General features: G+C 61.8%; 24 protein-coding genes and 1 pseudogene. 11 read left to right on the plus strand and 14 right to left on the minus strand.

The annotated features are described in order from the left end of the window. Positions 1-111: 111 nt before the first annotated feature. Positions 112-1,284, plus strand: coding sequence for a GAF domain-containing sensor histidine kinase (locus tag FBY10_RS23710; RefSeq protein ID WP_131697820.1), 1,173 nt, complete (start codon positions 112-114; stop codon positions 1,282-1,284). Here the strand turns inward: FBY10_RS23710 and FBY10_RS32280 are convergent, their stop codons facing one another. Both FBY10_RS32280 and FBY10_RS32285 read right to left on the minus strand, forming a co-directional pair. Further along, on the minus strand, positions 1,285-2,052 hold the full coding sequence (locus FBY10_RS32280) for a methyl-accepting chemotaxis protein (protein ID WP_371920997.1): 768 nt from the start codon (positions 2,050-2,052) through the stop codon (positions 1,285-1,287). It lies immediately after the preceding gene. A gap of 117 nt (positions 2,053-2,169) precedes the next feature. Next, a pseudogene (locus tag FBY10_RS32285) lies at positions 2,170-2,913 on the minus strand (methyl-accepting chemotaxis protein); the annotation flags it as partial. Between the two features lie 260 nt (positions 2,914-3,173). Between FBY10_RS32285 and FBY10_RS23720 the strand changes: the two are divergent. After that, positions 3,174-4,193 carry a transporter gene (locus tag FBY10_RS23720; RefSeq protein WP_131697822.1) on the plus strand — a complete coding sequence of 340 codons (1,020 nt, stop codon included), beginning with the start codon at positions 3,174-3,176 and terminating at the stop codon, positions 4,191-4,193. 341 nt (positions 4,194-4,534) lie between these two features. Continuing rightward, entirely contained in the window at positions 4,535-6,151 is a 1,617-nt protein-coding gene (locus FBY10_RS23725) for an inorganic phosphate transporter (protein WP_145337919.1), read from the plus strand. 63 nt (positions 6,152-6,214) lie between these two features. On the opposite strand, the gene FBY10_RS23730 is transcribed toward FBY10_RS23725, so the two are convergent. The 3 genes from FBY10_RS23730 to FBY10_RS23740 are packed head-to-tail and all read right to left on the minus strand — an operon-like array spanning position 6,215 to position 8,879. After that, positions 6,215-7,189, minus strand: a complete 975-nt coding sequence (locus FBY10_RS23730; RefSeq protein WP_145337917.1) for a biotin-dependent carboxyltransferase family protein — start codon at positions 7,187-7,189, stop codon at positions 6,215-6,217. Further along, on the minus strand, positions 7,186-8,064 hold the full coding sequence (locus FBY10_RS23735) for an allophanate hydrolase subunit 1 (RefSeq protein WP_131697825.1): 879 nt from the start codon (positions 8,062-8,064) through the stop codon (positions 7,186-7,188). The genes FBY10_RS23730 and FBY10_RS23735 overlap by 4 nt, the downstream gene beginning before the upstream one ends. A gap of 59 nt (positions 8,065-8,123) precedes the next feature. Then, positions 8,124-8,879: a 5-oxoprolinase subunit PxpA gene (locus tag FBY10_RS23740; RefSeq protein ID WP_145337915.1), complete on the minus strand. Its 756-nt coding sequence runs from the start codon at positions 8,877-8,879 to the stop codon at positions 8,124-8,126. 104 nt (positions 8,880-8,983) lie between these two features. Here FBY10_RS23740 and FBY10_RS23745 point away from each other — a divergent pair, with 104 nt between their 5' ends. Then, positions 8,984-9,901 carry a LysR family transcriptional regulator gene (locus FBY10_RS23745; protein ID WP_145337913.1) on the plus strand — a complete coding sequence of 306 codons (918 nt, stop codon included), beginning with the start codon at positions 8,984-8,986 and terminating at the stop codon, positions 9,899-9,901. Here the strand turns inward: FBY10_RS23745 and FBY10_RS23750 are convergent. Then, the gene (locus FBY10_RS23750; protein ID WP_131697826.1) at positions 9,898-10,794 is read right to left on the minus strand and encodes a LysR family transcriptional regulator; all 897 of its coding nucleotides are present in this window, start codon (positions 10,792-10,794) and stop codon (positions 9,898-9,900) included. The two genes, FBY10_RS23745 and FBY10_RS23750, sit on opposite strands and share 4 nt — an antisense overlap. A 106-nt stretch (positions 10,795-10,900) precedes the next feature. Between FBY10_RS23750 and FBY10_RS23755 the strand changes: the two genes are divergently transcribed. Continuing rightward, positions 10,901-11,659: an SDR family NAD(P)-dependent oxidoreductase gene (locus tag FBY10_RS23755; protein WP_131697827.1), complete on the plus strand. Its 759-nt coding sequence runs from the start codon at positions 10,901-10,903 to the stop codon at positions 11,657-11,659. On the opposite strand, the gene FBY10_RS23760 is transcribed toward FBY10_RS23755, so the two are convergent. Continuing rightward, complete coding sequence (locus tag FBY10_RS23760; protein WP_131697828.1) at positions 11,558-12,070, minus strand: multidrug/biocide efflux PACE transporter; 513 nt, start codon at positions 12,068-12,070, stop codon at positions 11,558-11,560. The two genes, FBY10_RS23755 and FBY10_RS23760, sit on opposite strands and share 102 nt — an antisense overlap. A gap of 88 nt (positions 12,071-12,158) precedes the next feature. Between FBY10_RS23760 and FBY10_RS23765 the strand changes: the two genes are divergently transcribed. Next, complete coding sequence (locus tag FBY10_RS23765; RefSeq protein ID WP_145337912.1) at positions 12,159-13,013, plus strand: LysR family transcriptional regulator; 855 nt, start codon at positions 12,159-12,161, stop codon at positions 13,011-13,013. Between the two features lie 124 nt (positions 13,014-13,137). Here the strand turns inward: FBY10_RS23765 and FBY10_RS23770 are convergent, their stop codons facing one another. The 4 genes from FBY10_RS23770 to FBY10_RS23785 are packed head-to-tail and all read right to left on the minus strand — an operon-like array spanning position 13,138 to position 15,684. Further along, entirely contained in the window at positions 13,138-14,361 is a 1,224-nt protein-coding gene (locus tag FBY10_RS23770; protein WP_145337910.1) for an RNA polymerase sigma factor, read from the minus strand. Beyond that, entirely contained in the window at positions 14,358-14,837 is a 480-nt protein-coding gene (locus FBY10_RS23775) for an SRPBCC family protein (RefSeq protein ID WP_145337908.1), read from the minus strand. Before FBY10_RS23775 ends, FBY10_RS23770 begins: the two co-directional genes overlap by 4 nt. Positions 14,838-14,876: 39 nt before the next feature. Continuing rightward, on the minus strand, positions 14,877-15,221 hold the full coding sequence (locus FBY10_RS23780) for a YciI family protein (RefSeq protein WP_145337907.1): 345 nt from the start codon (positions 15,219-15,221) through the stop codon (positions 14,877-14,879). Positions 15,222-15,264: 43 nt separating this feature from the next. Continuing rightward, positions 15,265-15,684 (minus strand): nuclear transport factor 2 family protein, encoded by a 420-nt coding sequence (locus FBY10_RS23785; RefSeq protein WP_145337905.1) that lies wholly within the window; start codon positions 15,682-15,684, stop codon positions 15,265-15,267. A gap of 145 nt (positions 15,685-15,829) precedes the next feature. Between FBY10_RS23785 and FBY10_RS23790 the strand changes: the two genes are divergently transcribed. After that, positions 15,830-16,339 carry a GNAT family N-acetyltransferase gene (locus FBY10_RS23790; RefSeq protein WP_145337903.1) on the plus strand — a complete coding sequence of 170 codons (510 nt, stop codon included), beginning with the start codon at positions 15,830-15,832 and terminating at the stop codon, positions 16,337-16,339. 270 nt (positions 16,340-16,609) lie between these two features. Here the strand turns inward: FBY10_RS23790 and FBY10_RS23795 are convergent, their stop codons facing one another. Continuing rightward, positions 16,610-17,089 carry a GyrI-like domain-containing protein gene (locus FBY10_RS23795; protein WP_145337901.1) on the minus strand — a complete coding sequence of 160 codons (480 nt, stop codon included), beginning with the start codon at positions 17,087-17,089 and terminating at the stop codon, positions 16,610-16,612. 196 nt (positions 17,090-17,285) lie between these two features. Between FBY10_RS23795 and alaC the strand changes: the two genes are divergently transcribed. After that, positions 17,286-18,497 carry an alanine transaminase gene (gene alaC, locus FBY10_RS23800; protein WP_032891031.1) on the plus strand — a complete coding sequence of 404 codons (1,212 nt, stop codon included), beginning with the start codon at positions 17,286-17,288 and terminating at the stop codon, positions 18,495-18,497. A gap of 97 nt (positions 18,498-18,594) precedes the next feature. Here alaC and FBY10_RS23805 read toward each other — a convergent pair whose 3' ends face one another. Further along, on the minus strand, positions 18,595-19,947 hold the full coding sequence (locus FBY10_RS23805; RefSeq protein WP_131697836.1) for a GntP family permease: 1,353 nt from the start codon (positions 19,945-19,947) through the stop codon (positions 18,595-18,597). A gap of 84 nt (positions 19,948-20,031) precedes the next feature. Then, the gene (locus FBY10_RS23810) at positions 20,032-20,565 is read right to left on the minus strand and encodes a gluconokinase (RefSeq protein WP_145337900.1); all 534 of its coding nucleotides are present in this window, start codon (positions 20,563-20,565) and stop codon (positions 20,032-20,034) included. A gap of 212 nt (positions 20,566-20,777) precedes the next feature. On the opposite strand from FBY10_RS23810, the gene FBY10_RS23815 reads away from it, so the two are divergent. The 3 genes from FBY10_RS23815 to FBY10_RS23825 all read left to right on the plus strand — a co-directional run bounded on the left by FBY10_RS23815 (position 20,778) and on the right by FBY10_RS23825 (position 23,279). Beyond that, positions 20,778-21,809 carry a LacI family DNA-binding transcriptional regulator gene (locus FBY10_RS23815; RefSeq protein ID WP_176719700.1) on the plus strand — a complete coding sequence of 344 codons (1,032 nt, stop codon included), beginning with the start codon at positions 20,778-20,780 and terminating at the stop codon, positions 21,807-21,809. Between the two features lie 89 nt (positions 21,810-21,898). Then, complete coding sequence (locus tag FBY10_RS23820) at positions 21,899-22,531, plus strand: glutathione S-transferase family protein (protein ID WP_131697839.1); 633 nt, start codon at positions 21,899-21,901, stop codon at positions 22,529-22,531. A gap of 10 nt (positions 22,532-22,541) precedes the next feature. After that, the gene (locus FBY10_RS23825) at positions 22,542-23,279 is read left to right on the plus strand and encodes an NAD(P)-dependent oxidoreductase (RefSeq protein WP_145337898.1); all 738 of its coding nucleotides are present in this window, start codon (positions 22,542-22,544) and stop codon (positions 23,277-23,279) included. Positions 23,280-23,281: the final 2 nt, after the last annotated feature.

Raw genomic sequence — 23,281 nt, forward strand, 5'->3', positions numbered from 1 at the left:
CGTAGGAAAAAACACCATTCGGTGAATGAAATTACACCTTCACCACACAAGGTCGCTAAAATCCCAGGCTTCGACCTGAGCCTCTGGCTCACCACTTTGCGAGACTGCTGCATGGGGCAAAAAGCCGCCGACATCGCCACTATTGGCCGAATCAGTGCCGTACACGCGATGCTCCAAGTCATCAGCGACATGACCGGCCTGCGCTTCGCCGCGGTGGCGCGGGTGACCGACGACACCTGGACCGCCTGTGCCGTGCTCGACCAACTGGACTTCGGCCTCGGCATCGGTGGCGAGTTGGACCTGACCACCACGATCTGCCACGAAATTCGCAGCTCACATGTGTCCGTGGTGATCGACAAGGCCAGCGAAGACCCGCTCTACCACGACCACCACACGCCGCGCCTGTATCACTTCGAAAGCTATATTTCGGTACCGGTGTTCCGCACCGACGGGCGCTTTTTCGGCACGATCTGCGCCTTGGACCCCAACCCCGCCGTGCTGCGCAGCAGCACGATCCAGTCGACCATGGAGTCGTTCGCCCGCGTGCTGTCGTTGCAGATTGAAGCCGAAGAAGCCGCGCAACAAACCCAGGCACAATTGCAGGAAGAACGCGGCACCGCCGAACTGCGCGAGCAATTTATCGCCGTGCTCGGCCATGACCTGCGCAACCCGCTGTTTGCAATTAACGTCGCTGCCGAACGGCTGCTGCGCAAGCACGCGGACCCGGCCACCGACACCCTCGTGCGGCATATCCTCACCAGCGGCCGGCGCGCTGCGCAGTTGGTGGAAGACGTGCTGGATTTCGCCAGGGGCCGTATGGGCACCGGCATCCCGCTGAACATCGGCGATTGCCAGGGTTTGCAGGCGGCATTGCAGCATGTGGTGTCGGAGGTGCAGAGCGTGCATCCGCAGCGGGTCATCCGCGCAGATATCGGCGACCTGCAAGGGGTGAGTGGTGACCGTGACCGCCTGGCGCAGTTGCTCTCCAATCTGGTCGCCAATGCCATCCACCATGGCAACCATGACGGCCCCGTGGAGGTGCATGCGCAGGTCGAGCAAGGCCGTTTCCATCTGTCGGTGAAAAACCCCGGGCAGATCAACGCGCAAGCCCTGCCCCGTCTGTTCGAGCCTTACTCACGCCCGGCGACGAACACGCCCCAGACCGGCCTGGGCCTGGGGCTGTATATCGTCAAGCAGATTGCCGAGGCCCATGGCGGTGAACTCAACGTGTCCACCAGCGCCGAGCACGGCACGGTGTTCACGTTCAGCCTGCCCACCGGCTGATCAGGCGCTCAGGCGCGCGGTCACCTCATTCAACTCGCCGGACAAGCTACGCAGGTTGTGGCTCGCCGCTTCGGTGCGCTGCACATTGTCGAGGTTGGCCGTGGCCACGGTAGTGATCTGGGTGATATTGCGCGAAATATCCTCAGCCACCGACGTCTGTTCCTCGGCCGCCGTGGCGATCTGGCGGTTCATGTCGCGGATCGCTTCCACCGCCTGGGTGATGTGATCGAGCATCGCGCCGGCCTGGCTGACTTTTTCCACACTGTCATCGCTGCACGACTGGCCGCTGACGATTGCCTCGGCGGCATCGATCGCACCGGTCTGCACGGCATGGATAATCTGGTTGATCTCGATGATCGACGCCGCCGTGCGTTGCGCCAGGCTGCGGACTTCATCGGCGACCACCGCAAAACCGCGGCCCGCCTCGCCTGCACGGGCCGCCTCGATCGCGGCGTTCAACGCCAGCAGGTTGGTTTGCTCGGCGATCCCGCGAATCACTTCCAACACTTTGCCGATACGCACGCTGTCGGTTTCCAGGCGCCGGATGATCGTGCCGGTGTTGAGGATTTCCGTGCGCATCTGGCCGATGGCGGCGATGGTGACCTTCATCACTTCAGCGCCCTCGCGGGCCGACTGGTCAGCGTCATCGGCGGCGCGCGAGGCACTGGCGGCGTGACGGGCGACCTCCTGGGCGGTGGCCGACATTTCGGTCATGGCCGTGGCTACCTGGTCGGTGCGATTGAATTGCTCGTGGGTGCCAGTGGCCATCAGCCCGGCAATCGAGTTCAACTCGCCGCTGGCGCTGACCAGATCGGTGGCGCTGCGTTGCAAGCGACTGAAGGTCTCGGCGAGGAAGTCGCGCAGGGTATTGGCGGCAGCCGCCAATTGGCCCAGTTCATCCTGGCGCTTGCTGGTGACGCGCTCGGCAAAACGACCATGGCTCAGTTGGGTGACATAGTCGATCAGGCCACGGATCGGCAAAATCAGGTTGCGGTTGATCAGCCACAGGCTGAACAGGCCGATCAAGGCACCCGACAGCAGCATGATTGCCAGGCCCACCATCACCGTGCGCTCAGCATAGGCGCTGATGGCCAGTGACTTTTGCGCGCCTTGTTCGCGCAGGTCGCTGACGAGAGCGCTCATCTGCTCGCTGGCGGCGCGGTCCACGCCCTTCACGGCCGTGTCGCCCGCAGTAGGATCTGCACCCGCCGCCACGTAGGCATCACGCCCGCGCTGGTAAGCGACACCCAGTTGCTGGTGTTCCTGACGCAAGGTTTCGATGCGTTGGCTCAAGGTTGCGTCGCTGCGGGTCTGGCTGACCAGGCGCGTGAGGATGCCTTGGACATCACGTTGGCGGTCCTGGAACTGGCCCCAGTATTTCTCCATGTCCTGAGGCTGTTTGCCGCGCAACAGCACGTTTTTCCATTCCTGGACCTGCACCTTGAATTGCAGGTTGGCTTCATCGATCAATTGGGAGGTGAGCAACGGCCCTTCGAGCAAACTGCGGTAACTCTGCACACCGTTGGAGAGAAAGTTGAAACACGCCAGGGCGATCAACAGCATCGCCAGCAGGCTGCCACCGAGCAGCGACAGGATCTGTGCCCGCAGGGAGGTTCGCAAAACATTCATCGGGGAAAACCTCAAAACAGGGGAAAGGGTGCTAGCACACCATGACTTCCCTGTCGTCAGAGGCACCACCCGTCCACAGCGGCGCTTATGGCCTGAATCGGCCGTGCTAAAGCCTTCTTGAGCGATTCCTGATGAGCGGTCAATAAAATGTCATTCAACAGAAATAAATTCAAAGCCGTCATAAAACTGTCAAATACCCCTGTAATGATTCGCCACGCGACCTGTGAAACGTCCTACAGGCCTTTTCTCTGCGAGCCTCCATGAACCACAGCATTGACCACAGCCACCAGGATTCCGATCTGTTTGGCTTGCTCTACGGTTTTCGTTTTCGCCCCGGTGAAAAGGGTGAACAGATTGATTCGGCCACCGCGCTCCAGGCCTTGCAACAACCCGCCGATCCGGAAGAGTTCCTGTGGCTGCACCTGAACCTGGCCCACGCGGCCTGTGAGCGTTGGATGCAGGCAAACCTGGATTTGCCCGAAGAATTCTTCGAAGCCCTGCACGAAGGCTCGCGCTCCACGCGTATCGAACACGTCGACTCAGCCTTGCTGGCGGTGGTCAACGACGTGGTGTTCAACTTCAGCAGCATGGTCTCGTCGGATATTTCCACGCTGTGGGTCTGCGCCCGCAGTCGGCTGTTGATCAGCGCACGCCTGCAACCCTTGCACTCGGTGGACAAGTTGCGCTCGTCGGTGAAGGCCGGCGAACACTTTCGCTCACCGCTGGAACTGCTGGTGCACCTGCTGCGCGACCAGGGTGAAGTGCTGACGCAGATCGTGCGCAAGACCAGCATCAGCGTCGACCATATCGAGGACCAGTTGCTGTCCTCGCGCCTGTCCACCAACCGCGCGGAACTGGGGGCGGCGCGCCGGGTGCTGGTGCGCCTGCAACGCCTGCTCGCGCTGGAGCCGGGTTCACTGCTGCGCCTGCTCAACCGCCCGCCGCAATGGCTGCAAAAGGAAGACGTAAAGGAATTGCGCAAATCCACCGAGGAGTTTGCGCTGATCATCAACGACCTGACGGCGCTGGGCGAACGGATCAAGCTGCTGCAGGAAGAGATCGCCGCCAACCTCAACGAGCAGAGCAGCCGCACGCTGTTCACCCTGACCGTGGTGACGGTACTGGCGTTGCCGATCAACATCATCGCCGGTTTTTTCGGCATGAACGTGGGCGGTGTGCCGCTTTCCCAGGACCCGGAGGGGTTCTGGATTTTGGTGGCGCTGGTGGCGACCTTCACATTGATTGCCGGGCGCTGGGCGTTTCGTAAGTTTTCAAATTGAAATGTGAAGGGGCTTCCCCCGATAGCCCGGCAGACAGCGCTGTTGTGGCGAGCGGGCTTGTCCCGCGTTGGGCTGCGAAGCAGCCCCAAAACCAGCCTCTACAGAGTGTCTGATACACCGCGTTCTTCTTGACTGGGGCTGCTACGCAGCCCAACGCGGGACAAGCCCGCTCGCCACAGGGAGATGTGCCTGGGTCTGAAACGTTGTGTAGATACCCTTGGCTCCCCAGCGATTTATAGACCAGTGGCACACCCAATGACCTAAACAATGACTTGCGGCAGCATCGCTGTAATATTCTGCAACGAACATGAACGGCATCCTCTCCACACGGATGCCCCGGCATGGCCACCCCTTCCCTGACTGCTTCCACGCACTCATCCTCCGTCGATTCAAAACCGCGCCTGGACAAGAAACCCAGCCTGGTGACAGTGATCGTTTTCTTCGCCGTGCTCGCCATGGGCCTGTTGTTTACCGCCTACAGCCTCATGCACGACATGCACGAAATGGGCGCCCAGCTCACCACATGGACACCGTTCCTGCTGCTGGGTGTGGCGCTGTTGATCGCCCTGGGTTTCGAGTTCGTCAACGGCTTCCACGACACCGCCAACGCCGTCGCGACGGTGATCTACACCAACTCGCTGCCGCCGCAGTTTGCGGTGGTGTGGTCGGGCTTTTTCAACTTCCTCGGTGTGCTGCTGTCCAGCGGCGCGGTGGCGTTCGGCATCATTGCCTTGCTGCCGGTGGAGCTGATTTTGCAGGTGGGTTCATCGGCCGGTTTCGCCATGATCTTCGCCTTGCTGATCGCCGCGATCCTATGGAACCTCGGCACCTGGTGGCTGGGTTTGCCGGCCTCTTCGTCCCACACCCTGATCGGTTCGATCATCGGCGTCGGCGTGGCCAATGCCTTGATGCACGGCCGTGACGGCACCAGCGGTGTGGACTGGAGCCAGGCGATCAAGATCGGCTATGCACTGCTGCTCTCGCCGCTGATCGGCTTCGCCTTCGCCGCCTTGCTGTTGCTGGCCCTGCGCGCCTTTGTGAAAAACCGCGCGCTGTACAAAGCCCCTAAAGGCGACACTCCGCCGCCGTGGTGGATCCGCGGCATGCTGATCGTCACCTGCACCGGCGTGTCCTTCGCCCATGGCTCCAACGATGGGCAAAAAGGCATGGGCCTGATCATGCTGATCCTGGTCGGCACCCTGCCGATGGCCTACGCGCTGAACCGTGCCATGCCGGCCGAGCAGTCGTTGCAATTTGCCGCAGTCGCCGAAGTGACCCAGGTGGCGCTGATGAAAACGGCGCCGCTGGCGTTGGCGGGAGACCCTCGGCCGGTTCTTTCGACCTACATGCGCACCAAGGAAGCCACGCCCGAGTTGATTCCGGCCCTCGCCGCCCTCGCCGGCCAGATCGGTGACCAGGTCAAAGGCTACGGTTCCCTGGCCAAAGTTCCCGCCGAAGCCGTGGGCAACGTGCGGAACGATATGTATCTGAGCAGCGAAACCATTCGCCTGATGGACAAAGGCAAGGTCGGCAATTTCGACGCTGACACCCAAGACAAGCTGCAACTGTTCAAGCAACAGATCGACGATGCCACGCGCTTTATTCCGCTGTGGGTGAAGATTGTCGTGGCCATTGCCCTGGGGCTTGGCACCATGGTCGGTTGGAAGCGCATCGTGGTCACCGTGGGCGAGAAGATCGGCAGGACCCATCTGACTTACGCCCAGGGCGCCTCGGCCGAGACCGTGGCGATGCTGACCATTGGTGCAGCGGATATGTTCGGGCTGCCGGTGTCGACCACCCATGTGTTGTCGTCGGGTGTGGCGGGGACCATGGTGGCTAATGGGGGTGGGTTGCAGATGCGGACGATCCGCAATTTGCTGATGGCGTGGGTGCTCACCTTGCCGGCGGCGATTCTGCTATCCGGTAGCCTGTACTGGCTGTTCACCAAACTGTTCTGACACAACCCAGATTGAAAATGTGGGAGGGAGCTTGCCCCCTCCCACATTTGGATGTGTGTCGTGTCAGTTGTTGAAGAGTCCCGCCATGGCCTTGAGCCGTTTCTTGTACACCCGCCGCGCCTCCAGCGCCTCCTCCAGAGTCACCGCCACAAACCCCGCCCGCTGGTTCGGCTGCATCTGCCCGATCAAGTCCAGGTCGGCACTGATCACCGTGCCGATCATCGCGTAACCACCGCCGGATACCGCATCGCGGTGCAGCACAATCGGCTCCAGCCCGGCCGGTACCTGGATCGAGCCAATCGGGTAGCAACTGTCGACGATATTCGACGGATCCGACCCCGCGCCAAACGGCTGCTCACGCGGCTGAAAGCTCAGCGCACTGCCGCCCTTGAAGCGATAGCCGATGCGGTCCGCCTCGGAACCGACCGTCCACGGCTCCGCAAAAAAACTGCTCTTGGCTCCTGCGGTCAAGCGCTCGTAATACAGCCCCGGCACCACGCGCAACGTGACATCACCGCCCACCGAGCGGCGCAACGCCATCGGCAAACTGTTGCCCGCACGTCCGAGACCGCTGGCGTTGCCGATGGGCAATTCATCGCCCTCCTGCAAGCGTCGGCCGTGGAAACCTCCGAGTGCACCGAGGGTGTAAGTGGAACGGCTGCCGAGCACCAACGGCACGTCAATGCCACCGGCGACGGCGAGGTAAGTGCGGGCGCCCGCCTTGGGAAATTCGAAACGCAGCACCTGCCCGGCACGCACCTCAAAGGCGGTGTCCTGATGCACCACTTCACCGTCCAGGCGCGGCGACATCAACGCACCGCTGAGCGCGACCAGGGTATCTCGTTGAAACTCCAGTTCCGGCCCGATCAAGGTGCATTCCAGGCCGGCCGCACCCACCGGGTTACCCACCAGATGGTTGGCTGCACTCAAGGCGTATTGGTCCAATGCACCCGATGGCGGAATGCCCAGGTGGTAATAACCTTCGCGGCCAAGGTCCTGCACAGAGGTGGCGAGGCCGGGTTTGAGGACCTTGATCATGCCAGCGCCTCCTGCAGGGTTTTCGGGTAGCCGATGGGGTCGGCGAGAAACGCATCGAGGGAAAATTCCACCGGGCGAATGCGCAGGTCGAAACGGCCTGCCTCCACCTCGGCAACGGCCAGGTCGTAGGCGTCCCGGTCGATAGGTTTGAATTGCACGATGTCACCCGGCCGGAAGAACACCATATGCGCCTTGAGGTAGGCCAACTGCTGGGCCGGGTCGTAGATCGGCGCGGGGGTCACGCCAAACATCTGGTAGCCGCCGGCGCCGCGCACGGAGTAGATGCAGCCGAAGCAACCGCCATGGCCGAGGGTCAGCTTCGGCGTGTCGGTGCGCGGGCGCAGGTACTTGGGCACCTGCAACTGCCGCTCGCGCTCGACCATCTGGAACATGAACGGCAAGCCCGCGACAAAGCCGACCATCGAGACAAACCACGGCGCGCCGCTGTGGGCGGCGATAAACGCTTCGACATCGGCCAGGCCATTGATGCGTGCGGCGTATTCCAGGTCGGTGGCGCTGGGGTCTTGATGGCGGTCGCGAAACCGCATCAGGGTTTCATGGGTCCAGGGGTCGTTATAGAGCACCGGGATTTCGATGATGCGTGTGTGCAGGGTGCGTTCGGCCACGGCCTGGGCTTCGGCGCTTTGCACAGCGTCGAGCAGCACATGGGGGGCGATGCGGTCGGGGTCGAAGCGAATCTGGAACGAGGCATTGGCCAGGCACACATCCAGCACGCCTTCCAGCGCCAGGCGCTCCACGGCACGGGTCACGGCCATGCCCTTGAAAAAAGCCTGCAGGGACATGCTCTCGCTGACTTCGGCAAACAGGTGCTCATCACCGCCGAAGCTGTAGCGAATGGGGGACGTTTCAGCCATGTCTGTTCCTCTTGGAATCGTTATAGAAAGGCAGGCAAAAAAGTAAATGTACGATCTTATTAGGGTGTTTTGACGGTGATGCTGGCCTGGTCCAACGCCTCACGGGTGGCTTCCACCAACTCCAGTGCGCCGGGGGTGTCGCTGTGCAGGCAGATGGAATCGAATTCGATAAACAGGTCTTCGCCTTCTACGGTACGCACCAGCCCCGTCTGACACGCCCGTAGGACACGGGCCGCGACCGTGGCCGGATCCAGCGCACGTACGTTGCGGGTAAACACAATGGAGCCGGTCAGATCGTACTCACGGTCGGCATAGAATTCGCGCACCACCGGTTGCCCGAGTTCCTTGGCCACGCGCCAGATCACCGAGTTGGGCATGCAGTACAGCAACAGCGTCGGCTCGATGATTTGCAGGTTTTGTACCAGCAGGCGCGCGGCTTCTTCGTCGCGGGCCAGGTGCATGTAGAGCGCGCCGTGAGGCTTGATATGTTGCAGCGTCATGCCTTGGGCGCGGGCGATTTCGCGCAGGGCGCCCAGTTGGTAGAGCATGTCGTCGACCAGCTCCTGGGCCGGCGCATTGATATGCCGACGACCGAAGCCCACCAGGTCGCGAAAGCCCGGGTGTGCGCCGATGGCCACGCCCAGTTGCTTGGCGCGCGCGACGGTGCGGCGCATGGTGCCGGGGTCGCCGGCATGGAAGCCGGTGGCGATATTGGCCGAGCTGATATAGGCCATCAGCTCCGCGTCGACGCCGTCGCCGATGGTCCAGGGACCGAAGCCTTCGCCCATGTCTGAATTGAAATCCACTGCCTGCATCGGGGACGCTCCGCCAAAAGGTAATGCTCGAAAGTAGGCTGCGGCTTGACCCCTTGGGAAGATCTATTATCAGATGGCCTATCTTCTGAAAATCAGATAAAGCCATGTCCCTGACCTTGCGCCAAATCCGCTACTTCGTCGCCACCGCCGAAATCGGCCAGATTTCCCAGGCGGCGATTCACCTGAACATCTCCCAGTCTGCGGTGACCACGGCGATCAAGGAGCTGGAAGCCCTGCTCGGCGTGCAGCTATTTGTGCGCTCGGCCCAGGGCATGAACCTGACCGATGCCGGGCGGCATTTTCTCAACCGCGCCTACGTGATTGTGCGCAGTGTCGACGACGCGCTGAACAGCCCGTTGCCCGACTACCGCGCCAGCGGCGTGCTGCGCCTGGCGGCCAGCTACACGGTGCTGGGTTACTTCCTGCCGCACCACTTGCAGCGCATGGAGCACTGGCACCCGGATGTGACGCTGGAGGTATTCGAGCAGGAGCGCCAGGCCATCGAACAGGGCCTGCTCGACGGCCAGTTCGACATGGCCGTGGTCCTCACCGCGAACCTCACCCACCCGGCGATCGTCTCGGAGATCCTGTTCAACTCGGAACGTCGTTTATGGCTGCCCAGCCATCACCCATTGTGCGAACGCGGCGCCGTGAGCCTGGCGGATGTGGCGCAGGAGCCGTACATCCTGCTCACCGTCGATGAGGCCGAACACAGCGCCATGCGTTATTGGGAACAGGCCGGGCAAGCGCCCAAGGTGCGGCTGCGCACCAGTTCGGTGGAGGCGGTGCGCAGCATGGTCGCCAATGGCAGCGGCGTGGCGATCCTGTCGGACCTGGTGCACCGGCCCTGGTCGCTGGAAGGCAAGCGCATCGAAACCCTGACCATCACCGACCCCGTCACGCCCATGAGCGTCGGCCTGGCCTGGCACCGCGAGCGCGCCTTTACCCCGGCAATGCAGGCGTTTCGCGATTACTTCCACGACGCGTTCCTGGCGCCGCAACAGCTGTCGGCGCGGCGTTAAAGCTGCGAATGCAGGATGGCCGCCAACCAGTCCATGAACACCCGCACCCGCAGCGGCAAATGCCGTTGTCCGGCGTAGAGCAGGGACACATCCAGCGACGGGGCCGGATAGTCCGGCAGGAACGCCACCAGCTCCCCGCTCGCCAATTCTTCGCCCATGCCCAGGGCCGGTGCCTGAATAATCCCGAAACCGCCCAGGCAGGCAGACTTGTAAGCATCGGTGCTGTTGACCGTGACCCGCCCGGCCATGGGGATGCGCAGCACCTTGTTGCCCTGCACGTACTCAAACCCCGCCGAGCGTGAACCCAACGGCCGCACGTAATGCACCAGGTGGTGATCGGCCAGGTCGGCCAGGGTCTGCGGCACGCCGTAGCGTTGCAGGTAGGTGGCGCTCGCGCAATTGATCATCGGCATGCTGCACAGCAGCCGCGCCACCACGCTCTGGTCCGGCTGCGCCCCCACGCGCAGCACACAATCGAAGCCCTCGGCGAGCAGGTCGACCTGGCGGTCGGTGGTGCTGATCTCCAGCTCGATCAGCGGGTGCGCGTCCATGAATTGCGGCAAACGCGGCAGGATCAAGTCCCGCGCCATCACGTTAGGCATGTCCACCCGAATCCGTCCGGCCAGTTGCGCTTCGTCCTGGCGAAACAGCCCTTCGAGTTCTTCCATGTGCGCGAGCAAATCCTTGCTGCGCTCATACAGCACGCGGCCGTCCTGGGTGGCCTGCACCTTGCGCGTGGTGCGCTGCAACAGGCGTGCGCCGAGCAGTTCTTCCAGTGCCTGCACATGCTCCGACACGGTGGAGCGCGGCAGGCCCAGGCTCTCGCCGGCGCCGGTGAAACTCGACAGCTCAGTGACGCGCACAAAGGTGCGCAGCAGCTCCAGTTTGTTCATGGGATTGTTCGCCTTATTCGGCCAGTGATTCCGGTTTAGCGCTATTTATCACGTTATGAGCGGACAAATACACTTCTTCCCACAGTCACTCACCGAGGAAAACACCATGACCCGTAAGATCGCATTGATCACCGGCGCCAGCCGCGGCCTGGGCAAAAACGCCGCGCTGCACCTCGCGGCACAAGGCGTCGACATCATCGGCACTTATCACAGCAAGGCCGATGAAGCGCAGGCATTGGTCGCACAGATCGAACAGCTGGGCGGCCGTGCTGCCATGCTGAAACTGGATGTGGGACAGAGCGCGACGTTCGGTGATTTTGTCGACGACGTTGCTGGGGTACTCAAGGAAGTTTTCGCACAGGACCACTTCGATTTTCTGATCAACAACGCCGGTATCGGCATTCACGCCAGCTTTGCCGAGACCACCGAAGCGCAGTTCGATCAGTTGGTGGCGATCCAATTCAAGGGCCCGTTTTTCCTGACCCAACAGCTGTTGCCGTTGATCCGCGACGGCGGCCGCATCCTCAATGTCTCCAGTGGCCTGACGCGCTTCAGCCTGCCTGGCTACGCCGCCTACGCCGCGATGAAAGGCGCGATGGACGTGTTGACCCGCTACCAGGCCAAAGAACTGGGCGGCCGTGGCATCAGCGTTAACATCCTGGCCCCCGGCGCGATTGAAACCGACTTCGGAGGCGGTGCGGTGCGCGATAACGCCGAGCTCAACGCCATGGTCGCCAGCAATACCGCTTTGGGCCGCGCGGGGTTACCGGATGATATTGGCGGAGCCATCGCCAGCCTGCTCGCCGACGGTAGTGCCTGGATCACCGGCCAGCGTATCGAGGCGTCGGGCGGCATGTTTCTGTAGGAGCTTGTCGCGCAGCACGTCATACCCCCAGTGATACACATAGGTGTACGGCAGGAAAAACAGCAGTACGCCTATGTCGAGGATAAACGCCTGCACCAGGCTGATGTTCAGCCAGGCAGCAATCAGCGGCACGCACACCAGAATCAATCCACCTTCAAACATCAAGGCATGCAGCACTCGGGTCCAGCCGTTGTTGGCCAGTTGCAGGCGCGCCTTGAGGCGGTCGAACAGGCCATTGAAAATCACGTTCCAGGTCAGCGCCAACAGGCTGATCGCCAGGGTGACCATGCCCATCTCCAGGGCGGGCTTGTCCATGATCCACGCCAGTAATGGGGTGCAGATCAACAACGCCAGGGCTTCGAAACCAATGGCCTGGCAAACGCGTTCAGTAATCGACTTGGTGGGGTTCATGACCCGGCTCCGTGAGTGACGATGGTTGCCATCATTAGCCATTGACTCGATACTTCATAACCAATAACCATCGATCAAGGCGATAGTCATGGCCTCTAACGAAGTGCTGCAGGCATTTGTGCAGGCGGCCACCCAAGGCTCGTTTTCGGCGGCGGCGCGCAAGCTCGGCAAGAGCCAGTCCACCGTCAGCGCAGCCGTGGCGAGCCTGGAGATTGACCTGGATGTGGTGCTGTTTGATCGCAGCAGCCGTAAGCCGACACTGACGCCAGCGGGCCATGTGTTGCTGCAACGGGCCGAGCAGGTGCTGGAGGCCAGTAGTCGGCTGGAATTGGCGGCGAGCCAGTTGGCCCAGGGGTTGGAGCCGAAGCTGAGTATCGCCATGTCGGATACCTACCAGTCCGACCGTTTCGAGGTCGCCCTCAGCGCGTTTGAACAACGCTACCCGGACCTTGAGCTGGAATGCCTGATCGCCGAATGCGAAGACCTGATCGCCCTGGTCCAAAGTGGTCGGGCGCAGATTGCGTTTATTGAGCAGCAGGAAGAGTATCCGCCAGACCTGACCCGCGCGCCCGTGGACGAGCGCACCGAAATTGCCCTGTTCGTGTCACCCAGACATCCGTTGGCGGGCGTTGATACCCTCACCGCGCATACCCTGCAACAGCACCGCGAATTGCGCCTGGCAAGCATCATCAACCCGAATGAAATCCGTGCCAACGGCCGCGTCTGGTCGGCCCCCAGTTACCTGATGCTGTTGGAGATGGCCCAGTTGGGTTTCGGCTGGGCACCGATTCCGCGCTGGCTGGTGGAACGCTTTGGTGGCGGGCAACTGGTCGAACTCAAGGCACGCGGTTGGCCGCGTTCGGTGGCCGTGGATGCACTGTGGTCACGCCACCATCCGCCGGGGCCGGCGGGGAGCTGGTTGCTGGGGAAGATGTTGGAGTGATTTTTTTCAGACAATTGAGATTAATGTGAGAGGGGGCTTGCCCCCGATGACGGTGGGTCAGTCACCCAATGCAGCGACTGACACCCTGCTATCGGGGGCAAGCCCCCTCCCACATTTTTGATCTTCATTGCTTGGGGAGATTGAGTTCGGCCAGGCGGTGTTCAAGGAAATGCTTTTCCGGGATTTGCCGGGTCAGTGACAGGGCTTTTTCGTAGGCTGTCCGGGCCTCTTCCACCCGCCCCAACTGCCGGCAAAACTCGCCCCGTGCCGAATGCGCCAGGTGGTAATCCAGCAATTCCCCGCGCGCCAGAATGCCTTCCACCAACTGCAACCCCGCCAGCGGCCCTTCGCGCATGGCCACCGCCACGGCGCGGTTCAACTCGATCACCGGCGACGGCATGGCCCTGAGCAATACATCGTAGAGCCCGATAATCTGCGGCCAATCCGTTTCCCCGGCGCTGGGTGCCTCGGCATGCACCGCTGCAATCGCCGCCTGCAGGCAATACGGGCCAAAACCACGTTGGGTCAGTGCCTGCTCCACCAGCGCACAACCTTCAGCCATCAAGCACACATCCCACCGCGAACGGTCCTGCTCATCCAACAACACCAGTTCGCCGCTGGCCGAGGTGCGCGCCGCGCGGCGGGATTCGTGCAACAGCATCAGCGCCAGCAGGCCCATCACTTCCGGCTCCGGCAGTAATTCCAGGAGCAGGCGGCCGAGGCGAATGGCTTCGCGGGTCAATTCCTCGCGCGTGAGGTCCGCGCCCATGGACGCCGAATAGCCTTCGTTGAAGACCAGGTAAATCACGCGCAGCACGCTGTCGAGGCGCTCGGGCAGCTCGGCCAGTGACGGCACTTGATAAGGGATTTTGGCCTCGCGAATCTTGCCCTTGGCGCGCACGATGCGCTGGGCGATGGTGGCCGGGGTGGCCAGAAAGGCGCGGGCGATTTCTTCGGTGGTGAGGTCGCAGATCTCACGCAAGGTTAGCGCCGCCTGGGCGTCGGCCGCCAACGCTGGGTGGCAGCAGGTGAAGATCAGGCGCAGGCGGTCGTCTTCCACGTCCTCAACGCTCCAGTCGGCGGCTTCCAGTGCGTCGGCCTGCGCCTGCAACAAGGGCGCGAAACGGGCTTGGCGGCGCAGGCGGTCGATGGCCTTGAAGCGCCCGGTCGACACCAGCCAGGCCCGTGGGTTGTCCGGCACACCGTCCTGCTGCCAGCGTTCGACCGCAACGAAGAAGGCCTCGTGCAAGGCCTCTTCGGCGAGGTCGAAATCACCGAGCAGGCGGATCAGCGTAGCCAGGACGCGCCGGGATTCGCTGCGGTAAATGGCCTCGATTGCAGACGTCAATCAGGCATGCCCTGGGTCACCAACGTCACCAGGCGTTCGAGGCTCTGGCCCCATCCGTCGTGAAAGCCCATGGCCTCGTGGGCCTGTTTGTCTTCAGCGCTCCAGTGCATGGCGCGGGCGGTGTAGAGAGTCTTGTTGCCCTCGACTTCCTGCAGGGTCACTTCAGCGGTCATGAACGGTTTGCCCGAAGGGATCCAGCCCGGCGTATAGGCGTCGGTAAACACCAGGCGCCGAGGGGCGACGATCTCCAGGAACACGCCCTGGGTCGGGTACTCACTGCCATCCGGCGCACGCATCAGGGTGCGAAACAGGCCACCGACCCGCAGATTCATTTCGCACTCGGGGGTGGTCATGCCATGGGGCCCCCACCATTGCTGCAGCAAGGCGGGTTCGGTCCAGGCGCGGAATACACGGCTGCGCGGTGCATCGATCACACGGCTGATGGACAGTTCAAATTCGGCAGGTTGCGTAGGCATGGGTAAACCTCCTGAATCTTATGCTTATGGTTGTTGAGTTCAGAGATTCAATTCGCGCACGGGGCGCACTTCCACACTGCCGACCCGGGCGGCCGGAATGCCACCGGCCACTTGGATCGCTTCATTCAAGTCCCGCGCCTCGATCAGATAGAACCCGGCGAGCTGTTCCTTGGTTTCGGCAAACGGCCCGTCGGTGATCGACAGCTTGCCGTTGCGCATGCGCACGGTGGTGGCGCTGCTTACCGACTCCAACGGCTCAGCGGCGAGCATCCGGCCGCTGTCCTGGATGGCCTGCGCGTAGGCGAAACACTCCGGGTCTGCGGGGCTGTCCGGCGAGGTGTGCATCACCTGTTCGTTGCTGTAGATCAGGCAGAGGTATTTCATGTGCGTCTCCGTTTTCGCAACTATTGACTATAGTTCGCGGCACTCAAGGTTTCAGGTCGAACAGTGCCGTGCCACTTGCCATGTCAAACGGCGCAGACCAATGCTCATGCACCACCTTCCAGTCGCCGTCGAAGCATTGATAACCGGCCGTCACCCGCATCCAGCAGGCCTTCACTTCACCGTCCGGCCCGGCGCCGCCGCAGTGGGCCAGCCAGTGGGCGAATGCGCTGTCCCGGGACTCGACGATACGCAGTTCGTGGAACTCGAAAATACCTGGGCCAGGGCAGTGCTCCATGCAGGCTTCCCAGTGCGCACGGTAGGCGGCCTTGCCTTTGAATTGCAGGGCGGTCACGGCGTCGAACGAGACGATATCGTCGGCGTAATAGCTGACAATCTTATCGATATTCCGCGAAAGCACGGCGTGCTTCCATTCTTCGATCAGGGTGTTGATTGCGGTACTCATGGCGATACTCCTTCGGGTTGGAAAATCACGGAAGACACCCTTAGTCGAACGGCCTGCGGGCAAATCGACAGCCCGTTGAAAAATAATATCGTCCAGCACAAAACCGCTAGACTGCGCCCTTCTTTGCAGCTGTTCGGACACGCCGATGCAAACCCGCCTTGTCGCTTACGAGACGCTGAATGCTGTGCAACAACAGCACGTCAGCGCCATCGAAGTTCACCCTGAGCAGTTGCCGTTTTCCGGCGACATGTATTGCGCCCTCAACTCGCTGCTGGCCAAGCCCAGCCCCGGCGTCAAGGGCTTTGCCCTGCTGGCCGACGAAATTCCGGTGGCCTTCCTCCTGCTTAAACGCCCGCCCTGCCTGCCCCATTGGGCCGATGAACACAGCGCGACGCTGCACGCGTTGCAGGTGGATCGGCGACAGCAAGGGCGTGGGTTCGGCAAGGCGTGCTTGCAGGCGCTGCCGGCTGCGGCATTGCAGGCGTGGCCGCAGATCAAGGCGCTGGAGTTGTCGGTGGACACGCACAATGTTGCGGCGATGGGGTTGTATCTGGGGGCTGGATGGGTGGACAGCGGGGAGGCGTATAAAGGACGGATTGGGTATGAGCGGAGGTTGAGGTGGGTGTTGGGTCGAAACGGTGTTGGCCTGCTTTAAATGTCACGTATAGATGACTTACCCGATAAAAAGTAATGAATATGTGACATGAATATTTCAGTTATCGCTCAGCAACCCGACAGCCAAGTTCGCGCCATGCGTCTTAACCATGGCTCTGCCGAGGGGCGTGCTCCCGATGGGCTGCGCAGCAGCCCTATTCAGTGCCGCCGCATTCTTCCGGGTGAACCGCAGCGGTAGGTTTTGCGGCCGCTGCGCAGCCCAACGCGGGGCGGGCCCGCTCGCCACAGAGGGACGTGTTCAACCAGCCGGTTACTTGGCTTCCACAGGCAACCAGATCTCCACCGTGCCCGTGCCCTTGCGCCCATCAAAATCCGCGCTATAGCGCTCGAAATCCGCCCCCGCCACCTTGTAGCCCGAGTGCGGCAACCACTCGAACATGATGCGCTCGTAGGTCTGCTCCAATGCCTGCACCGGGCCATAGTGCGGGAACACGGCGTAGCGGTGCGCAGGCAGTTCGACGAACTCGAAGTTGCTCGGCACATCGCCTTTGGACGGTACTTCCACCCCGGCCATGTAATCGAATTCACCGTGGCTGGGGTTATGGCAAACGCCGTAGGTCACACCGCCGACGCGTTTCTTGATGTGTTTTACGCTTTCGTCGAACACACTCCACAACTTGGGGATATCCCCCACGGTCGCCTTCGAATAACGCCCTTGCACCCCGGCGATCACCAAGGCCTTGCCCTCTTCCATGCGTGGCTCTAACGGTTGTTTTGTCTGCTGATCCATCTGAACAGTCTCCTTCTTATGAGGGAACAAACCCGTATCGAGTATAGGGGCATATCCTTGCAGTACTCCATGTAGAAAATTTTCCTACGCATCTGGACAACTGGCCATCATCGACCGTATTGTCTGCCCCGCAGGCCACCGCAGTGGCCGACGTCGCTCGGACGGTTCCGGGCGCTTACGTACTCTCGAGGCAACAATGGCCGACCAAGGTTCGCCGCGCCGCTTTGCGCGCATAGATCGACTCCCCCCGTATGTTTTCAATATCACTGCCGAGCTGAAGATGGCTGCGCGTCGGCGCGGCGAAGACATCATCGACTTGAGCATGGGTAACCCCGACGGCGCCACACCTCCCCATATCGTGGAGAAAATGGTTACCGTCGCCCAGCGTGAAGACACCCACGGCTACTCCACCTCCAAAGGCATTCCGCGTCTGCGCCGGGCGATTTCGCGCTGGTACAAAGACCGCTACGAAGTGGACATCGACCCCGAAACCGAAGCCATCGTGACCATCGGTTCCAAGGAAGGCCTGGCGCATTTGATGCTGGCGACCCTGGACCAGGGCGACACGGTACTGGTGCCCAACCCGAGCTACCCGATTCATATCTACGGTGCCGTGATTGCCGGCGCCCAGGTGCGTTCGGTACCACTGATTCCTGGCGTGGACTTCTTCGCCGAGCTGGAACGGGCGATCCGCGGCTCGATCCCCAAGCCGAAGATGATGATCCTCGGCTTCCCGTCCAACCCGACCGCGCAGTGTGTGGAGCTGGATTTTTTCGAACGGGTGATCGCCCTGGCCAAGCAGTACGACGTGCTGGTGGTGCATGACCTGGCCTACGCCGACATCGTCTACGACGGCTGGAAAGCTCCATCGATCATGCAAGTGCCGGGCGCCAAGGACATTGCGGTGGAGTTTTTCACCCTGTCCAAGAGCTACAACATGGCCGGCTGGCGCATCGGTTTCATGGTGGGCAACCCGGAACTGGTCAACGCCCTGGCACGGATCAAGAGCTACCACGACTACGGCACCTTCACCCCGCTGCAAGTCGCCGCGATTGCTGCGTTGGAAGGCGACCAGCAGTGCGTGAAAGACATCGCCGAGCAGTACCGCCAGCGCCGCAACGTGCTGGTCAAGGGCCTGCATGAGCTGGGCTGGATGGTGGAGAATCCCAAGGCGTCTATGTACGTCTGGGCGAAGATCCCGGAAGCGTATGCCGCCATGGGTTCGCTGGAGTTTGCCAAGAAGCTGCTGCTGGAAGCGAAGGTCTGTGTGTCGCCGGGGATTGGCTTTGGCGAGTATGGGGATGATCATGTGCGCTTTGCGCTGATCGAGAACCAGGACCGGATTCGCCAGGCGGTGCGCGGGATCCGCGGGATGTTCCGGGCGGATGGGCTGGTCGCTAAAGCCTGACCCGACTAACCTGAACAAATGCGGTCAAAATGTGTGAGGGGGCTTGCCCCCTCCCACATTTGCATTGGGTTTTCACCCTTGCCTTGTGGTGTGTCGGTTAGACCACCAACGACAGCAGCATGATAAAGATCAGTGCCACAATGGACAGAATGGTCTCCATCGCCGTCCAGGTCTTGAAGGTCTCGGCCACGGTCATGTTGAAGTACTGCTTCACCAGCCAGAACCCCGCATCGTTGACGTGAGACAGGATCAACGAACCCGCCCCCGTCGCCAACACCAGCAGCTCACGGTTAACCCCGGGAATCATCCCCACCACCGGCACCACGATGCCCGCGCCGGTAATGGTCGCCACGGTGGCCGAACCGGTCGCCACACGAATCACCGCCGCCACCAGCCACGCCAGCAGGATCGGGTTGATCTGCGCGTTCACCGCCATATGGCCGATCACGTCACCCACGCCGCTGGTCACCAGCATCTGCTTGAAGCCACCACCGGCACCGATGATCAGGATGATCGCGGCGGTCGGCGCAAGGCTGGCGTCGAGCAGCTTGAGGATCTGCTTGGAGTGGATGCCCTGGCGGCTGCCAAAGGTGTACAGCGACAGCAGCAACGCCAGCAGCAAGGCGGTGATCGGGTGGCCGATCATGTCCATCCAGTTGCGCACCACGTTGCCTTCGGCAAAGGCGATGTCGGCGAAGGTTTTGAGCAGCATCAGGAACACCGGCAACAGCACGGTAACCAGGGTGATACTGAAGCTCGGCAGGTTTTTGTTCTCAGGCTCGCGGGCCAGTTGGTCGACCAGTTCCTGGGACGGGTTGCCCGGGATGTACTTGGCGATAAACGTACCGAAGATCGGGCCAGCGATGATGGCTGTCGGCAGCGCGACGATCAGGCCGTACAGGATGGTCTTGCCGATGTCGGCGCCAAACACGCCGATGGCCAGCAGCGGGCCCGGGTGCGGCGGCACCAGGCCGTGGACTGCCGAAAGGCCGGCGAGCAGCGGGATGCCGATCTTGATCAGCGACACGCCGGTGCGGCGCGCAACGATAAACACCAGCGGGATCAGCAGCACAAAGCCGATCTCGAAGAACAGCGGAATGCCCACCAGGAACGCGGCGAACATCATGGCCCACTGGACCTTGTCCTTGCCGAAGGCGCGGATCAGGGTCTGGGCGATCTGATCGGCGCCGCCGGATTCGGCCATCATCTTGCCGAGCATGGTGCCCAGCGCGAGGATGATGCCGACAAAGCCGAGCACCCCGCCGAAGCCGTCCTGGAACGCCTTGATGATCTTGTCCACCGGCATGCCCGAGGTCAGGCCGAGGAAGCCTGCCGCGATGATCAGCGCAATGAACGGGTGAACCTTGAACCGGGTGATCAAGACGATCAGCCCGATGATGGTGACGACTGCATCTAACAGCAGGTACGACTCGTGGGACATGCCAAACATGGGGGGTCTCTCCTGTTTGTTGTTGTTATTAAAGCGGGTGTTGAATTTCCTGCCGGGGATAGCGCTATCTCTTCCGGCAAAAAATCAGTTGGATGGTTCAAAACCGTGCTTCAGCCACCAGGCGTTGGTCTGCTCGGCCAGTTCCTCGACGCTGTCTTCGCTGGCATTGAGGGCCAGGGTCAGCGGCTCGCCCTTGGGCGATTCAAGGGTGGCGAACTGGCTGTCGATGAGGCTTGCCGGCATGAAATGGCCGGGGCGATGGGACACGCGGTCGGCGGCGACTTCGCGGGTCAGCTCCAGGAATACAAAGCCCAGACCCGGCGCGGCTTCGCGCAGGTGGTCGCGGTATTTCTTTTTCAGCGCGGAGCAGGTGAGTACCGGGTGTTCACCGGCTTTGAGCGAACGGCGCAGTTCATCGCACAGGATGTCGAGCCAGCCGGCGCGGTCGTCGTCGTTGAGGGGGTGGCCGGCGCTCATCTTTTCGATGTTCGCGGCAGGGTGAAAGCTGTCGCCTTCAATGGCGGTGGCGCCGTTCAACTGGCACAGGGCCTCGCTGACACTGGTCTTGCCACAGCCGGCAACACCCATGATGACCAGGGCGGTAACAGGTTGACTCATGGAACACCTCAAGACGCAGATAGCGCTACCTTTGCACGCTGTAAGGCGAGTGCAAAAACAGGCTTTTCCCGCGCCGTCTTGTCATTTTTATGGAGTGACGCGTGCATCCGCTCCAATCATTTGAACCGGATCAGGCAACCCAAAGTTCAATAATTTGCAGCCTTTTGGAGACAGCGCTACCTTAGTGCCTCGATTTTTGTTTGGCAAGCCGCCTGATGACCTCTAAGAACGATAAAAATACCCGCACCACCGGTCGCCCTACCCTCAATGAAGTCGCGCGCCTGGCCGGCGTCAGCCCGATTACCGCCTCCCGCGCGCTGCGCGGCATCAGCACCGTCGCCATCGAACTGGTGGAAAAAGTCCAGCACGCCGCTGCCGAACTCAACTACGTGGTCAACCCCGCCGCCCGCGCCCTGGCGTCGGCCCAGAGCCATTCGGTGGTGGTATTGGTGCCGTCGTTGTCCAACCTGCTGTTTATCGAAACCCTTGAAGCCATTCACCAGGTACTGCGGCCTAAGGGCTTTGAAGTGCTGATCGGCAACTCCCACTATTCGCGCGACGAAGAAGAAAACCTGCTGCGCAACTACATGGCCTACCAGCCCCGCGGGTTGCTGCTGACCGGCTTCGATCGCACCGAAAGCGCCCGACGGATGGTCGAGGCCAGCAATGTGCCGTGTGTGTACATGATGGACCTCGACCCCAACGCCGGCGTGAACTGCGTGGGCTTCTCGCAGTTGGCGGCGGGTGAAACGGCCGCCGCGCATTTGATCTCCCGGGGGCGCAAGCGCCTGGCGTATATCGGCGCGCAACTGGACCAACGCACCCTGCTGCGTGGCGAAGGCTTCCGCCGGGCACTGCAACAGGCCGGCCTGTACGACCCGGCGCTGGAACTGCTGACACCACGCCCCTCCTCGGTGGGCCTGGGCGGCGAACTGTTCCTGCAACTGCTGGCGGCCCATCCGGATGTGGATGCGATCTTCTTCGGCAACGACGACCTGGCCCAGGGCGCGCTGCTCGAAGCCATGCGCCACGGCATCAAAGTGCCAGAACGCGTGGCGGTGCTGGGCTTCAACGACTTGCCGGCGTCGTCGTTCATGGTGCCGCGCCTGAGCAGCATCAGCACGCCCCGGGAAGCGATTGGGCGGCGGGCGGCGGAGCATTTGTTGACGATCATGGCGGGCAACAGGATCGCCAAGCCGGTGGTGGATATGGGGTTTGAGTTGCAGGTGCGGGAAAGCACGTAGGCCCACATTTCGAGCCTGCCCGCTCGGTGGCATCGCCGTAGCTTCTCCCTCCTGCTAGATTGGCTGTTCTCCACCGCAAGGAAAGCACCATGGCACACTCACTGAAAATCCTGGGTCGCACGTCCTCCATCAACGTACGCAAAGTGCTCTGGACCTGTCAGGAACTGGGCATCGACTATGTGCGCGAAGACTGGGGCATCGGCTTCCAGCCCACCCAGTCCGCCGAATTCCTCGCCCTGAACCCCAACGCGCAGATACCGGTGCTGATCGACGACCACGGCGTGCTGTGGGAATCCAATACCATCTGCCGCTACCTCGTGGGGCTTTACCAACGCCACGACCTGCTGCCCGTCGAGCCCGCACCACGGGCCCGGGTCGAGCAGTGGATCGACTGGCAGGCCGTCGAACTCAATCGTGCCTGGGGCGATGCCTTCACCGCCCTGGTACGCAATAACCCGGACGGCCTGGACGCGGCACAGATTGCTGCCGCCGTGCAACTCTGGAACGACAAGATGGGCATCCTCGAGCAACAGTTGGCGAGGACCGGCGCCTTTGTTGCCGGCGATGAATTCACCCTCGCCGACATCCTCATCGGCCTCTCGGTGCACCGCTGGCAGATGACGCCGATGGAGCGCCCGGCCTACCCCGCCATTGCCGCCTACTACCAGCGCCTCGGCCAGCACCAGGGCTTCCAGCTCTTCGCCCTCGACGGTCACAACTAAGGACATGCACGTGAAAGGACTCACCGTACTGCTCACCGGCGCCTGCGGCAGAATCGGCAAGACGTTTTTCGACGCCTCGAAAGACCGCTACCGTTTCACCCTCACAGACCGCATCGCGCCGGATTTCGATTTGGGCGAACACCGCTTCGTACATGCCGACCTCAGCGACAAAGCCGCCCTGGCCAGCCTGCTCGAAGGTATCGACGTGATCGTGCACCTGTCGGGCATCCCCCACGCCAGCGCCTCGTTCGACGAACTGCTGCCGAACAATATCCTCGCCACCACCTACCTGTTCGAAGCCGCCGTGGCTGCGGGTGTGCAACGCCTGGTATTCGCCAGCAGTGCACAAACCATCGAAGGCTATCCGGTAGACCGGCAGATCACCCCAGGCATGCCGGTGATGCCCGCCAACCTGTATGGCGTGAGCAAATGCTACGGCGAAGCGCTGTGTGGCTACTACGCGGCAAAAACCCCGCTGTCGACGATTGCCCTGCGCATCGGCGCCTTCGAATTCGTGGAAACCCACGCCCTGAACAACGCCCGTGACCTCAGTGCCTGGCTCAGCCCGCGGGATGCGGTGCACCTGCTGCAGCGTTCAGTGGAGGCCGAAGGCGTGAAACACCTGATCGCCCACGGCATTTCCAATAACCGCTTCAAGCGCCTGGACCTGAGCGAAACCACGCGGGTGTTGGGTTACCATCCGCTGGACGATGCATTTCAGACCTTCGATATCCCCATCACTGACTGAGT

The sequence above is a fragment of the Pseudomonas sp. SJZ103 genome (assembly GCF_007828335.1).
Classification (GTDB): Bacteria; Pseudomonadota; Gammaproteobacteria; order Pseudomonadales; family Pseudomonadaceae; genus Aquipseudomonas.

Excerpts from the sequence above, each read along its gene's own strand:
- FBY10_RS23710 (WP_131697820.1), top strand. The coding sequence starts at position 112 with ATGGGGCAAAAAGCCGCCGACATCGCCACTATTGGCCGAATCAGTGCC.
- FBY10_RS32280 (WP_371920997.1), bottom strand. The coding sequence starts at position 2,052 with ATGGCCACTGGCACCCACGAGCAATTCAATCGCACCGACCAGGTAGCC.
- FBY10_RS23720 (WP_131697822.1), top strand. The coding sequence starts at position 3,174 with ATGAACCACAGCATTGACCACAGCCACCAGGATTCCGATCTGTTTGGC.
- FBY10_RS23725 (WP_145337919.1), top strand. The coding sequence starts at position 4,535 with ATGGCCACCCCTTCCCTGACTGCTTCCACGCACTCATCCTCCGTCGAT.
- FBY10_RS23730 (WP_145337917.1), bottom strand. The coding sequence starts at position 7,189 with ATGATCAAGGTCCTCAAACCCGGCCTCGCCACCTCTGTGCAGGACCTT.
- FBY10_RS23735 (WP_131697825.1), bottom strand. The coding sequence starts at position 8,064 with ATGGCTGAAACGTCCCCCATTCGCTACAGCTTCGGCGGTGATGAGCAC.
- FBY10_RS23740 (WP_145337915.1), bottom strand. The coding sequence starts at position 8,879 with ATGCAGGCAGTGGATTTCAATTCAGACATGGGCGAAGGCTTCGGTCCC.
- FBY10_RS23745 (WP_145337913.1), top strand. The coding sequence starts at position 8,984 with ATGTCCCTGACCTTGCGCCAAATCCGCTACTTCGTCGCCACCGCCGAA.
- FBY10_RS23750 (WP_131697826.1), bottom strand. The coding sequence starts at position 10,794 with ATGAACAAACTGGAGCTGCTGCGCACCTTTGTGCGCGTCACTGAGCTG.
- FBY10_RS23755 (WP_131697827.1), top strand. The coding sequence starts at position 10,901 with ATGACCCGTAAGATCGCATTGATCACCGGCGCCAGCCGCGGCCTGGGC.
- FBY10_RS23760 (WP_131697828.1), bottom strand. The coding sequence starts at position 12,070 with ATGAACCCCACCAAGTCGATTACTGAACGCGTTTGCCAGGCCATTGGT.
- FBY10_RS23765 (WP_145337912.1), top strand. The coding sequence starts at position 12,159 with ATGGCCTCTAACGAAGTGCTGCAGGCATTTGTGCAGGCGGCCACCCAA.
- FBY10_RS23775 (WP_145337908.1), bottom strand. The coding sequence starts at position 14,837 with ATGCCTACGCAACCTGCCGAATTTGAACTGTCCATCAGCCGTGTGATC.
- FBY10_RS23780 (WP_145337907.1), bottom strand. The coding sequence starts at position 15,221 with ATGAAATACCTCTGCCTGATCTACAGCAACGAACAGGTGATGCACACC.
- FBY10_RS23785 (WP_145337905.1), bottom strand. The coding sequence starts at position 15,684 with ATGAGTACCGCAATCAACACCCTGATCGAAGAATGGAAGCACGCCGTG.
- FBY10_RS23790 (WP_145337903.1), top strand. The coding sequence starts at position 15,830 with ATGCAAACCCGCCTTGTCGCTTACGAGACGCTGAATGCTGTGCAACAA.
- FBY10_RS23795 (WP_145337901.1), bottom strand. The coding sequence starts at position 17,089 with ATGGATCAGCAGACAAAACAACCGTTAGAGCCACGCATGGAAGAGGGC.
- alaC (WP_032891031.1), top strand. The coding sequence starts at position 17,286 with ATGGCCGACCAAGGTTCGCCGCGCCGCTTTGCGCGCATAGATCGACTC.
- FBY10_RS23805 (WP_131697836.1), bottom strand. The coding sequence starts at position 19,947 with ATGTTTGGCATGTCCCACGAGTCGTACCTGCTGTTAGATGCAGTCGTC.
- FBY10_RS23810 (WP_145337900.1), bottom strand. The coding sequence starts at position 20,565 with ATGAGTCAACCTGTTACCGCCCTGGTCATCATGGGTGTTGCCGGCTGT.
- FBY10_RS23820 (WP_131697839.1), top strand. The coding sequence starts at position 21,899 with ATGGCACACTCACTGAAAATCCTGGGTCGCACGTCCTCCATCAACGTA.